The 12497-nt window shown below is 44.0% G+C and carries 9 protein-coding genes; 1 reads left to right on the top strand and 8 read right to left on the bottom strand.

What is annotated here, in order from left to right:
• Positions 1 to 4 precede the first annotated feature (4 nt).
• Genes HMPREF1195_RS11200 through HMPREF1195_RS00460 form a run of 4 tightly spaced genes read right to left on the bottom strand, consistent with a single transcriptional unit; the run spans position 5 to position 3985 of the window.
• Complete coding sequence (locus HMPREF1195_RS11200; RefSeq protein WP_023917505.1) at positions 5 to 691, bottom strand: hypothetical protein; 687 nt, start codon at positions 689 to 691, stop codon at positions 5 to 7.
• Between the two features lie 8 nt (positions 692 to 699).
• Positions 700 to 2325, bottom strand: a complete 1626-nt coding sequence (locus tag HMPREF1195_RS00470; protein ID WP_023917503.1) for an AI-2E family transporter — start codon at positions 2323 to 2325, stop codon at positions 700 to 702.
• Between the two features lie 15 nt (positions 2326 to 2340).
• Positions 2341 to 3315 carry a sensor histidine kinase gene (locus HMPREF1195_RS00465; RefSeq protein WP_023917501.1) on the bottom strand — a complete coding sequence of 325 codons (975 nt, stop codon included), beginning with the start codon at positions 3313 to 3315 and terminating at the stop codon, positions 2341 to 2343.
• Positions 3308 to 3985 carry a response regulator transcription factor gene (locus HMPREF1195_RS00460; RefSeq protein WP_003006080.1) on the bottom strand — a complete coding sequence of 226 codons (678 nt, stop codon included), beginning with the start codon at positions 3983 to 3985 and terminating at the stop codon, positions 3308 to 3310. Before HMPREF1195_RS00460 ends, HMPREF1195_RS00465 begins: the two co-directional genes overlap by 8 nt.
• Positions 3986 to 4129: 144 nt before the next feature.
• Between HMPREF1195_RS00460 and HMPREF1195_RS00455 the strand changes: the two genes are divergently transcribed.
• Positions 4130 to 5314 (top strand): DUF2974 domain-containing protein, encoded by a 1185-nt coding sequence (locus HMPREF1195_RS00455; protein WP_023917499.1) that lies wholly within the window; start codon positions 4130 to 4132, stop codon positions 5312 to 5314.
• A gap of 338 nt (positions 5315 to 5652) precedes the next feature.
• On the opposite strand, the gene HMPREF1195_RS00450 is transcribed toward HMPREF1195_RS00455, so the two are convergent.
• From HMPREF1195_RS00450 to HMPREF1195_RS00435, 4 genes are all read right to left on the bottom strand, one after another.
• On the bottom strand, positions 5653 to 8889 hold the full coding sequence (locus HMPREF1195_RS00450; protein ID WP_023917497.1) for a pneumococcal-type histidine triad protein: 3237 nt from the start codon (positions 8887 to 8889) through the stop codon (positions 5653 to 5655).
• 7 nt (positions 8890 to 8896) lie between these two features.
• Positions 8897 to 9832 (bottom strand): metal ABC transporter solute-binding protein, Zn/Mn family, encoded by a 936-nt coding sequence (locus HMPREF1195_RS00445; RefSeq protein ID WP_023917495.1) that lies wholly within the window; start codon positions 9830 to 9832, stop codon positions 8897 to 8899.
• 354 nt (positions 9833 to 10186) lie between these two features.
• Entirely contained in the window at positions 10187 to 11170 is a 984-nt protein-coding gene (locus HMPREF1195_RS00440) for a Gfo/Idh/MocA family protein (protein WP_023917493.1), read from the bottom strand.
• Between the two features lie 16 nt (positions 11171 to 11186).
• Positions 11187 to 12449 carry a DUF6287 domain-containing protein gene (locus HMPREF1195_RS00435; protein ID WP_023917492.1) on the bottom strand — a complete coding sequence of 421 codons (1263 nt, stop codon included), beginning with the start codon at positions 12447 to 12449 and terminating at the stop codon, positions 11187 to 11189.
• Positions 12450 to 12497 lie beyond the last annotated feature (48 nt).

The raw sequence follows: 12497 nt of genomic DNA, 5'->3' as shown, positions 1-12497 counted from the left end.
TTGCTTACCTCATCAATAAAATGATCAAAGTCACAACAGCAACTCCGGTAGCTATGCCTATCAAAGCGAAAGAAGTTGTTAGCTTATTCGATAGGATATTCACTTGGCCTTTTACAGCATCCAATTCATTCTTTAACCGATTAATTTCTGTGCTTTCATCCTTCAAATCACTAGAAGGTTTTTCCAATGTCTCAACCCTACTCTCAAGTTGTTCAATAATACTGATAAGTTGACTAGAATCAATTTCAGATAATTGATTTGACACACTTTCTTTAAACTGTTTTAAGGCGATTAAGGTAGCTTTTTGTTTCTCAATCGTCTGATCAATTCGCTCTTGCTCTATTAAAATCTTTTCATTTGTTTTTTTGATCGCAGAAACAGAAGTTAGTATAGCCTGAATGTAATCCTTATCCAATGCTTCTAAGGCTTTATAAACTTCACCAAATTCTTCAATTAAGTTTTGATCACGATCATAAACCTTTGAAAAATATTTCTGAAGTTTTTCAATCAATGAATTAAGTTCTTTCCCAGTCACTCCGTGTTCAGCCCACTCTAATCCAAAGATGTCTTCATGTGTACGAACTTTATCAAACTTCAACTCTTCTACATCCTGTTCAGCAAATTTTTTCAATTGTTCTTTTGCTGCATTAAAATCATGATTACTGACTTGTAAGTCAAATTCATTTTCCATAATAACTCCTAATCTGTTAACTCTGCCAACAAGGCGTCGATTTCTGTAAATTCATTGTCATTTTTTTCTTTTTCTTCAAGTAAAAAAGAAAGCTCATCCCGCATTATTTCTGCTGCTTGGTGATGTCGATCTTCCATTTGGCTCAAAGACTCCATTTTATCCACTCGAACAAGCGCCATTCCAACCGCATTCATTTGGTCTTGTACAATTAGTTTATCATTATATTTATCGATTTTTTTATTTGTTAATTCGTCAATCTGTTTGTCGACAATCATTTGATCAATTAATTTCAAGACAAATGCACCGGCTATACCAGCTACTGTTGCCCCCATAAATGTACCGATCAGACCAGACAAACTTCCTAGCAATGGGATTTCTACACCAAGTGGAGGAAAAATAGATAACAAAGTTGCTCCAATTGCACTACTTAAAACGATCGCTCCAGCAGCTGTTACTCCTGCAACAATAATTTTTCCTATCTCAAGCATTTTTACACTTGTACTTTTATTTTTATTTTCTGGATTTTTTAAATAGTCAATCGCATCGGTAAGAGATCTCCAACCTTGCTGAATAAAAGTCCAGACCTGCATAAATGTTCCAACTACAGGACCAATTATAGAGGTAGCTAACATCGTAACCATCGATTGCCCTACACCAAGGACATGATGAGAAAGATTGGTGATAAAGTTTGTAATTGCTTCCTTTACTTTTGCAATGAAGTTCCCGAAATTCTTCTCTCTTTCACCCAACCAAGAAATAAACTTCTTAACAATCTCTCTCAAAAATTCTGTCAACAATTGAAGAACAGCAGCTTTTAAAGCTTTCCCTGTCACTTTCAAAGCCTCTTTACGTCGTGATTTTTTGCCAGACTGTATGGCAATATTTTTATTCTCATCTTTTCTATTTTTTAGCTCTTCTCTAGCTTCTTTATCATCTTTTTCTAATTGTTTTCTATCAATATTAAAACGCTCTTCAGGCTTCAACCCGTTTCTTTCAGAGTTTAAAAACTCAGTCATAGTTTTATCATTCTTAGATTTATTTGCAGAGGCATCTAAATCATGTAAATTTTTAGAGCTATTGGCAAACTCTTTAACTTGCTCTTTAGAAAAAAATGCAGCCATTTCGATATCATTTAATTGTTCTTTAATGGAAACCGTATGATCTTTATGAACAGCTGCAGACCCCATATCTCTTCCCTTATCAAAAAATTGACGGGCTTCTTTTTTTAAAACTCTTTCACCTTTTTTATTAGTGGTAAAATTATCTTGCCATTTGTCATATCTTTCTTGATAATTAAACTCTCTATTGTGTGATGCAAATTTCCCTTTTTCAAAATTTTCAGTAGTTTGTATATGTGCGTCTTTTCGTAAATCTAGTTTTTGTCCGTTGTTATCTTTAATAAACTCTTCACCAATTTGGACTGCTAATTGATTTTGAACTTGGTCCCAAATGATGTCTTGAATGGCTTCTTCAAGATACTGGTTATTTTGTAGTTTTTCTCTATCCTCCTCAATTGAAGAAAGTTCATCTAAAATATCATTTAACTCAACTTGAAGAGTACTTTTTAGATCTATCAAATTGTCATATTCTAATTCATTATTAGTAATCTCTAATGTTTCATTTTTATTTTCCATAATAATCCCTTTTTCTTAATCCATGACCAACTTCTTTTCTTCAAAGCGAATGGCAACGGTCGTGCCTTGTCCGACCTCTGAATGGAGGGTGATCCTGTGGCCCAATTGCTCTGCGATTTTCTTAGATAGATAGAGCCCCAGCCCTGAAGATTGCTGGGTCAGGTGGCCATTGTAGCCGGAGAAGCCCCGCTCAAAGACACGGAGAACATCGCTATTTTTGATCCCAATCCCGCTATCTTTTATATAGAGAGCCTGGTCTTTAAAATAGATTTCAATCCCACCAGTGCTGGTGTACTTGAGGCTATTGGACAAGAGCTGCTCGATAATGACCAGGAGCCACTTACGATCGGTGATGACCTCCTCTTCCAAATCATGCAGATCCACGGTCAAGTTCTTTTGGATAAAAAAGAGGGCGTACTTGCGGACTACTTCTTTGACCAAATCTTCTACCAACACGCGCTTTAAGACCAGATCATCATGAAAACTCTCCAGTCGCAAGTACTGCAAAACCAGATTGGCATAGGAGTCAATCTTAAAGAGCTCCTGCTCCATCTGCTGCTTGACAATGGGCGTCTCGACATCTTGCACCAAGAGCTGGCTAGCTGCAATGGGCGTCTTAATCTGGTGAACCCAGAGGGTGTAGTAATCCATCAGGTCATTGAACTTGGCCTGGGCTGTTTTGCCTTCCTCCAGGCGAGCCTGCTGTTCTTCAGTGTATTTTTCATAAAGGAGATGTTCTAGTGGCGAGGCAACTTCTATTTCCTCATATAGCGCTGCTTTGCGATAGTCCTGAAAGGTCATGGCACAATCCCAGATCAAGACACAGAGGGCAAAAAAGCCTAACACCAGGGTCGCATAGAGGAAAATCGTCCCCGTCTCTGGAAAGAGAAAGGCAAAGACCAAATCGACGATCAAAAAGATGACCAATAGATAGAGTAGGCGCCTGCGGGATACCACATATTGCCAGAAGATCGTTCCAAATTTATTCATGGGTCAACCCGTAACCGATGCCTTTCTTGGTTTCGATGAAGTTTGACAAGCCAGCCTCCTCTAGTTTCTTGCGAAGGCGGGCCACATTGACAGACAAGGTATTGTCATCAATAAAGAAGTCGCTATTCCAGAGCTCCTTCATCATATCATCACGTGCCACGATACTGCCCGCATGCTCAAACAGGACGCGCAGGATCTGAAATTCATTCTTGGTCAGCTTGATGACTTCCCCTTCATACACCAAGTCCGTGGACTTGAGATTGAGGATAGCACCCCGGTGCTCCAGCAGATTTTGATCTGTCCCAAATTCGTAAGAGCGGCGCAAGAGCCCTTGGACCTTGGCAAGGAGGACATTTTGGTCAAAAGGCTTGGTGACAAAGTCGTCTCCACCCATATTGATGGCCATGACAATATCCATGGCTTGATCCCGTGAAGAAAGAAACATGATCGGAACCTTTGAAACCTTACGAATCTCCTGGCACCAGTGGTAACCATTGTAGAGAGGCAGGCCAATATCCATGAGGATCAAGTGGGGGTCACTTTCGACAAAGATCCCGAGGACATCCATAAAGTCCTCTACTGCGACCACTTCATAGCCCCATTGTTCCAATAATTGTTTGACTTGTTGGCGGATAATTTCATCGTCTTCTACTAAGAGAATTTTATGCATGGCTTTCTTTCCTTCTTTTTTTCTTCCTATTATAACAGATTAAGCAGCAGAGAAAAAGATCCAGCGTAATCTTCATAACAAGAGTTGCTTTTTCTAGTCCCATTTTTGTGCTATACTGAAAGAAATAAGACACGGGAGGCACAGATGTCGACGATTTTTGATTACCTAAAAGAAGTGACCTACGATTCCATTTATGACCGTCCCTTCAATGAACTGGATGTTCTCGCATTGACAGAGCTGACCTATCTGCCCTTTGGACACATTGTGCCTCAAGGAGATACAACAGGGATCCCAGTGCGCCTGTCTGATGCGATGGAACTGATCGACCGGACTACCGATTTCATCGTGAGTAACCAGCACCTGCAATTAGTCGATGAGTTGGCTAGTTCAAAGCGCTTTAAGAACATCAAACTCCTCAACTATGTCGATGAATACGATCCCGATGTGCAAAAACAGTTTGCGGCCATGACCTATCAGCTTAGTCTGGATGCGTATTTGGTCGTTTTCAGAGGAACGGATGACACCTTGATCGGCTGGAAGGAAGACTTCCACATGACCTATATGGACCATGTTCCAGCTCAGAAGCGCGCAGCCACCTACCTGCAACATGTCATGAAGGAATTTCCGAAAGGGCGCTTCTTAGTAGCCGGTCACTCCAAAGGGGGCAACCTTGCGACCTATGCCTGCTCTTATCTACCTGATTCCTTATTTGAGCGGGTCGACGCGATCTACAGCTACGATGCTCCTGGCCTCAACAAGGCCATCATCGAAACCGAAGGCTACCAGCGCACGTCCCCAAACATTCATCGATTTGTCCCTCAGGGATCCATCGTTGGCATGATGTTGGAAGTGCCAGAACCGACGACCATTGTCAAAAGTCGCGCCTTTGGTGGCTTTGCCCAGCACGACGCCTTTACTTGGGAAATCAAGGACTACAGCTTTGTGACCGTTTCTGAAACCAGTCCAGATAGCCAGCAGACCGATCTGACCTTGAAACAATGGGTTAGCGAAACATCGGCAGAGGAGCGCAAGAAATTTTTTGACACCTTTTTTGGCATTTTTCTAGATGCCGGCATCACTTCCATCAATGATCTAACCGATCTCAAGCAGCTAGCTAAGGCCAAGGAAATCCTCCAAAATGCCCAGGATTTGGATCCAACCGAGCGAGAAATGCTGGAACGTCTCGCTAAACAACTCATCGACACCCGGGTACAAGCTTGGAAAAAATGGCAAACAGTTCCCCGTATCCTGGTTCAAATGGCCGCATTTTTCAAGCGAAAAAAAGCAGTCGAGCTTTCCTCACCACTGCTCTTAGAACACAAGGAGTGATGCTCAACTACTGACCTCTTCACGCAAAAAGCATCTGAATAAATAACTTCAAGCGTACAGGACATTGATAAACCACTCTTTACAAAAATAATACAAGATATTCTGCAAAGAAAAATTATATGTTATTAGTTATCCATGTCTACTTTGGACTTTCCGCCGTGAGAAAAGTGCTTGAAATAATATTTCAAGCACTCGGGAGTTTTGAGACCTTAGGCTCAAAACTAAGTCATGGAACTTCTATGAAGTTCGCTGACGTCCGTACTCACCTTAGGAAAGTCTTAAGAAGATTTTTTCAAATTCAAGCATCTGAAATTTCCTTTCAGATGCTTTTCTATTTTCTATTGGTTCTGAGGAGATGGAGCATCTGGCGTGCTTTCTTCTGTTACAGCTGCGCTTGCAGGCTCTGTTTCTGTCTCAGTTGTGGCAGGCTTGCTTCCTTCTGAAGCTGCTGCTTCTTTTTCCACCGGAGTTTCTGTAGCGACAGGTGTTTCAACCGTGGTAGCTGGTTTGCCCGCTTCGCTTGTAGATGGCGCAGCTGCCAACTCTGCCTGGAAGGCTTGGATGGCCTGTAGTAAGGCTGCTTTATCACTCTTTGGATTAGCCAATTGGTCAAAGAGAGCTTCTAAGCGATCAAATACCGCATCACTAGCCCCCTTGTCCTGCAATTGTTGGTGTAGGGCCATCAATTGATTATAGAGCTGTTGATAAAGAGCGACATCCCCAATTTGAGGCTCTTCGGTTTGCTTCTGTTTTTGCTTTTCAATACTATCACTGATTTCGCGTAGAAGTGCTTCCCCACTTGGAATAGCCTTGTCTGGATCAGATTCTTTTCCAAGTTGAGCCAAGCCTGCTTCAAAAGCAGTTCGTTTGCCTTGGTCTTCGACTTGTGGCAAGAGCGACTGGATTTGCTCTAAGAGAGCTGTCAGAATCTTGTTCTGTTGACGAGCTTCTGTTGCCTTATCCAACTCTCCATACAAGCCTTTGAGGAAATCATAAACCTCTACGTTGTAAGATGGGGCTTGACTTCCTTTTTGATCCAAAACTGTTTTTTCAATAGGATAGGTTTGGCCTTTTTCTTGGGAGAAGAGCTGGTCAATAGCTTGCTTAGTTTGGTAGAGCTCCATAAAGTGAGACTTGGAATCCCAAGCTTCTTCAAAGGCTTGAGCTCGGTAGAGCTTCAAGGCTAGATCTGCCGCCTTGGTGCGGAGTTCTGGTGTCAAGCGCGCATCGCTCAAGCTTTGGTAGAAATACTTGAGGTAGTCGACAGATGTCACACCCGTCCGATCTTGCATCTCCTGAACAGCTTCTAATAGCTTCCCTTCCTGCTCTATACGCTTGCTGTCCTTGGCAGTATAGGCTTCCTGCAGTTGAGAGACCAACTCTTCCTTCTTCAATTGGAAGGCCTCTGTATCTAGCAAGCGCACTTGTTCCAGCAATTCTTGGTAACGACGATCTAGGGCTGTCTCTTCTTTTGGTTTGACCGCTTGGGTCGCATGAATATACTGATCATCAACCTGTTTGAGACTGGCTAGATAGCCTTCCGTCGAGTTGCTTGGGAAACTCTTGACGTTTTCCAAGAAGTGGCCCAAGATGAGCTCAATCCGTCGTTGCTGCAATGGATCAGAAGCGTAAAGAGTTCGGCTTTCTGCTAAAAGTTGGTTGACCCTGTCCTCTACTGCTTTTTTATCCAAGTCTCCTTTTTTGTAAGGCGATTGGATGGTAGGAAGGCGATGTGCTAAGTAGTCTGCTAGTCCCGCTGATCTCACCTTGATGTAGTGGTTGTGATCGCCATGCGGGATGACAAACTGACCATTTTCAATCTGGAGGCTATAAGGAGAAATCCCCGAACGAAGCGCTGTTGCATAGAGTTCATTGATAAAGTCTAGTTCAGGATTGCCAGTTTCAAGTGGGATCCGGACATGTTCCTTACGAACAGCATAAGGATGGATGTGGGTCGGATCGTATTCTTGGTCTGGATTGTTAAAGACAAAGAAACCATTGGAAATCTTAATGGCCTCACGAGGGACACCATAGGTCTTGCTGATGTACTGGATCTTTTCCTCATCTGAGGCATCACGAGAATAGGTCGCAACATCATCTGTCAGTGGCTGCCCCTTGTCCTCTTCTTTCTTACCTGCCAGAGTTGCCTCTGCTGCTGCAATCTCTTGAGGAGAGAGGTCCTTTTTATAGAAATAGTGGGCATGGTTGCCATGAGCGACCATATAGCCTTCCTCATCCTTGCTGATGACCTTGTCTGCGTGGAAACCATGATCGTGCTCCTCTTCGTGCTCGTGACTGTCGCCATGCTCATGATCATGCTCATGTTCAACTGGTTTTGTGCTTGGATTTGAAGGCAAGCTTGGGTTTGTTTCGGTTGGACTACTAGTTCCTTGAGCACGAAGCAATTGGAATTGTCGCGCCAACTCACGCTCTAAAGGCGATAGAGAGCTGTATGGGATAAAGTGGAAATGATCCCCATGAGGGTAGACAATCCCTTGATCGGTCCACTTGGTAATCTTGCTTGGATCAAAGACAGAACCATCAGACTCCACATGACGAGAAGACAACGGGGCTTTCTGCAATTCTTCGATTAGATTGCTCAGGCTTGGACTCGGTTTAGAGGTAGCCGGTTTAGAAGTCGTTGGTGTCGTCTGTGTATTAGTTGGACTGACTGATGGCTGGTTGCTCGCTTGCTTCCCAAGGTTTGGAGAGGCCTGATCTGGAGTTCCTTGCCCTTGTTCTGTACTTGCTCCAGCTAGGCGTGAGTTTCCAGCCTGATGGCCAGCTTGACCACCTAAGACAGAGAGGGCTGCTGCTAACTCTCCAGCAGATAAGGCACTCTTTGGAATATAATGGAAATGGCCGCCATGGGGTACAATAAAGCCGTCCCCTGTATCTGAAATGACATCTCCAGGGCTAAAGATATAACCATCGTCCGTACGGTAGCCACCACCTGTATGGTTCTTAGCCGTCAGCATCTCAAGGGTCTTTCCTTCTTTCAGCGCTTGACTCGGTTGACGGAAGTCACGGGTCTTGCCTGCCTTGTGCGAGGAGCTCGCTTGCACCGATCCCGTTTCCCCTTCTTCTTTGGTGCCTCCTTTTTGTTGTTGGGCGATCTCTTCGATCGAGCGCACATTGACTGTATGTTGGGCATCCTTTAAGTAGAGATAGTATTTCCCAGCGCGTTTGATGATATAGCCATCCTTGACCTTGCTCACGATATCCGCTTCTTGCAGCTGATAAGTTGGATCCCGCAAAATCAACTCTTCACTAAAGATGGCATCAAATGGGACCTTGCCGCTGTAGTAATGAAAATGATCCCCATGAGAAGTGACAAAGCCTTCATCTGTAATCTTGATGACAATCTGCTCTGCCTGGGTCTTTTCCTTGGCATTGACCGCTTCGATGCTGTCTTCCTTTTTACTTGAGGCAGACGATGACGATTTCTTGTCCGCTTGCAAATACTGAATCTGATTCTTTCTCTCTTCCTTGACTTGTGGTTGCTGACTGAGCGCATAGGCACAAAGTCCTAGCCCCAAGGTCGCTACAATTCCAATCGTTCCCTTTTTCTTCATTCTTGTTTTACTCCTCTAATTCCTTGGCCAAAGTTGCCATATTTTCTTCTAAATTTTCTAATAGATCCTTATCGTTTTGTGGATCGGCTTCCAGTGGATCCAGGACCTTGACACGCGCCCCTGTTGCCTTGGCAATGCTATCTGCCACTTTTGACGACGTGTGCTTTTCCACAAAGATCGTTTTCACCTTGTAGTCTTTGACAAACTGCTGGATCTCGGCCAATTGCCGAGCGGTTGGTTCTTGCTCTGGGGAAATCCCTGCAATCCCTAACTGCTTGAGACCAAAGCGTTTGGCCAGATAAGAAAAGGCCGTATGCTGGGTCACAAAAGTCTTTTGCTTGGCCTTGTCAAAGAGAGGCTGGTAGTGAGCTACTAGTTCCTCACAGCGCTTTTCAAGCTTTTGAGCATTGGCCTGATAGAGTTCCTTGTTCTTTGGATCGATCTCTCCCAAACGTTGGGCGATGATCTTTCCTTCCTCTGCGATTTTTACAGGATCCAACCAAGTATGCGGATCATACAAGTGCTTGGCTTCTTTTCCCTGACCAGCCTCGACATCCTCTAATCCAGCCACCTTATCAAGGGTCATTCCTTGGCTACCTTCGATCACTCGCAACTTGGAACCTTGAAGATTAGGATCTAAGCGACCGGCCCAAGATTCCAGGGTCTGAGAATGATAGACAAATACATCCGCATCATAGATCTGGGCTACTTCCTTGGTTGAGGGTTCATAATCATGGATCCCTGCACCTGACTGAACCATCCAGATGTCATTTTGATCGCCAGAGATTTCCTTGACCAGGGCATAGATAGGATAAAAACTCGTGACAATTTTAAGACCTTTTTTAGAAGGGGGCTTGCCCGCATTTCCTTGACTTCCACAAGCTGTCAGCAGAAAGAAACCGAGAAACAAGAGTCCCAGAACCTTCATTCTTCTCCAATTCATCCTTCACCTCTTTTTCATTTTCGTTAACTAGTTTATTAATCAGTTAATTAACTAGTTAATAATACTGCTAATCATTTGCTTTGTCAAGCCTTTTTTACATTTTTTTCCTTTTAATGCTAGAGACTAACAGTTGCCTAGACTCCACGAGCCTTCCTTGCAGTAAAAAAAGAGAGTGGGACAGAAATCGGTAATTCGTTAGAATTCGATTTCATCGTCCCACCTCCGCACAATTGAGTAGGGCTGTAAAAGCTGATGAAATAAGCGTAGTAGAGCCCACTCAACCACTGCGTCTTGCTCGACAATCCAAAAATAATTGAGAGGCTAGGACTTTTGTCCCAGCCTCTTTTCCGACTCCTATTCTTCTTCTGGGTAAACCAAGCCCCAGTCTTTGCGGAGTTGAGTCATGAGGTCCATGACATCACGGCTGTAGTTTAGGTAGAGATGATTTTCCCTTCCTGCGACTGCTGCTTCCATATCAAGGACTTCATACTGGAGGGCTTTAGCGGTTTCTCCTGCTTCGATCACTTCTTGTGATCCATCTTCCGTATAGGTGATGACCGCTTTTTGCCCACGCGGGTATTCGTAGAGTTCGATATAGCCCTTGTCATAAGCGATCGTCCCACGTTTCGGTTGTTTGGCGTGAAGACTCAGCGTCACCGTTGCCATTTCCCCTTCACGATTCGTAAGAAGGATCCCCGCTTGCTCATCGACACCAGTCGGTGCCAGCTTGACCTGTGAAACCATCTCTGTCGGCTGTGACGTCATAAACCAACGTACGAAAGACAGGGCATAGACACCGATGTCCAGTAGAGCTCCACCTGCCAGATTGCGATTGAAAAAGCGGTTGGTCATGTCGTATTCCTTATAGGAACCGAAGTTCATCTGGATAACCTTAAGGGGTCCCAGCTTGCCACTTGCTACAATTTCAGAGAGTTTCCGATAAATAGGCATATGGAAAATGGTCATGGCTTCTGCTAGTTTGACATGGTTTTCTTCAGCAAGCTTTATCGCTTCTGCCAATTCCTCACTGTTGAGGGTGATGGACTTTTCGCAGAGCACGTGCTTGCCAGCTGCGAGGGCCTTACGAAGATACTGGATATGAGTATTGTGAGGCGTTGAGATATAGATGATATCCACTTCAGGGTCTTCAAAGACTTCATCAATCTCTTTATAAACCTTTTCGATCCCGTATTTTTCAGCGAAGGCTACCCCCTTGTCATAGGTACGATTGGCAACGGAATAGAGTTTCCCACCAAGCGCTTCAAGGGCTTGCGCCAATTCATTGGCAATAACGCCTGTTCCAAGACTCGCCCACTTATAGTTGATGTGATAGCCCATGGTTTAATCTCCTTTTTTATTGACGGTAGAAATATTGATCAGCCGGGTAGTTGCCTGCAGATTGAGTGACCACTAGACGTGGCTTGCTGGTATCAGACTGGTCTCCATCTGGATTTTGGAAACCGATTTTCAGAAGTCCAATCGCAGCACCAGTCTCCCCCATCTTCATCTCAACATAAGGAATCTTGCTCTTCTTATCCGAATCTGCAACAGCCTTGAGGCTGCCTTGGCCCTTGACTTTTCCGTCTGCTTGGATGACGATTTCAGCCCCCTTGCCATTGCGCCAGGTTCCAGCTAAGCTTGAGAAGTCTCCTCCGTTAATAGCCGCAATATCCAAGTCTTTCTCTTTTTTCGGTTGTGGGTAAGCTTTCCACCACTCTAGATGGTAATCACGGTAGGCCACGTCACCAAAGAGAATCCGACGTTCTTGGGAAGCTACTCCGTCAGGACCTGTCACACCCGCTGGGATCAAGTACAAGGTTTGTTCCTGCCCTTGGATCGCAGTCGCATTTGCCCCTGTGAAATAAACTTCATAATAGCCTTTTCGCTTCTTGGGCTCTTTTTCTTTATTGAACAAGTAACTTGCCCGAGTGCCTCCACTCCAGAAAGTCCAGCCAGTCTCCCCATTTACAATACTTGGAAAGGCATTGGTCTTGTTTTGGTAATATTCTTCTGGAGTATAGCCATAAAGTTTAAAACCGGAATCTGCGATTTCCTTTTCATAGGTATCATTGGAATAAGCACCTTCAAACGGTGAGAGATTGCCATCAAGGACGACATCATTTGGATCTGTCGATTTGAAAAAATCCTCCCGATTGGCAAAGACCATCTCGTGGTCGGGATTTTTGTCAGACATGGTGACCGTGATCAAAGGCTTCTTATCTGTCTTGTATTTAAAGACACGAACAGTGACTGTAAAGTCTGTATTGCCATCGGACTTTTTCATCTTGCCTGTCGAAACTTTATTAGACCCTTCGACCTTCCAATCCGTGCTAAATTCAGCGGATACCTTGCCGTCAGCTGTTTGGTAATCGATCTTCCAGGCCTTGCCTTTTTTCTCGATTTTGGCTTCATCCCGTTCATTAGAGACATAGTCACCACTCAGGTCAATAGCTTTTTCCTTTGGCTTGGTGACCTTCTTGCTAGTCTGGTTAAATTCCTTTTGATGGTCTGGTTGGATGTTGGAGCTAGAGTAGAGATAAACTCCTCCGATCAGAACAACTGCTCCGACCAGCCCCAAAATCGGCCCCAGGTATTTTTTCTTCCACTTAAGATTCATTTTACTACCTCCATGGAATAAGATCTTTACACTAGTATACCCTAAATC

Source organism: Streptococcus parasanguinis CC87K (assembly GCF_000507765.1).
Classification (GTDB): domain Bacteria; phylum Bacillota; class Bacilli; order Lactobacillales; family Streptococcaceae; genus Streptococcus; species Streptococcus parasanguinis_J.
Note: the sequence above shows the minus strand (reverse complement) of the source record. Positions and strands in the feature narration are given on the sequence as shown.

What these genes read in the sequence shown, in the direction of transcription:
- HMPREF1195_RS11200 (WP_023917505.1), bottom strand. Translation starts at nt 691, where the DNA reads ATGGAAAATGAATTTGACTTACAAGTCAGTAATCATGATTTTAATGCA.
- HMPREF1195_RS00440 (WP_023917493.1), bottom strand. Translation starts at nt 11,170, where the DNA reads ATGGGCTATCACATCAACTATAAGTGGGCGAGTCTTGGAACAGGCGTT.
- HMPREF1195_RS00460 (WP_003006080.1), bottom strand. Translation starts at nt 3,985, where the DNA reads ATGCATAAAATTCTCTTAGTAGAAGACGATGAAATTATCCGCCAACAA.
- HMPREF1195_RS00455 (WP_023917499.1), top strand. Translation starts at nt 4,130, where the DNA reads ATGTCGACGATTTTTGATTACCTAAAAGAAGTGACCTACGATTCCATT.
- HMPREF1195_RS00465 (WP_023917501.1), bottom strand. Translation starts at nt 3,315, where the DNA reads ATGAATAAATTTGGAACGATCTTCTGGCAATATGTGGTATCCCGCAGG.
- HMPREF1195_RS00470 (WP_023917503.1), bottom strand. Translation starts at nt 2,325, where the DNA reads ATGGAAAATAAAAATGAAACATTAGAGATTACTAATAATGAATTAGAA.
- HMPREF1195_RS00445 (WP_023917495.1), bottom strand. Translation starts at nt 9,832, where the DNA reads ATGAATTGGAGAAGAATGAAGGTTCTGGGACTCTTGTTTCTCGGTTTC.
- HMPREF1195_RS00450 (WP_023917497.1), bottom strand. Translation starts at nt 8,889, where the DNA reads ATGAAGAAAAAGGGAACGATTGGAATTGTAGCGACCTTGGGGCTAGGA.
- HMPREF1195_RS00435 (WP_023917492.1), bottom strand. Translation starts at nt 12,449, where the DNA reads ATGAATCTTAAGTGGAAGAAAAAATACCTGGGGCCGATTTTGGGGCTG.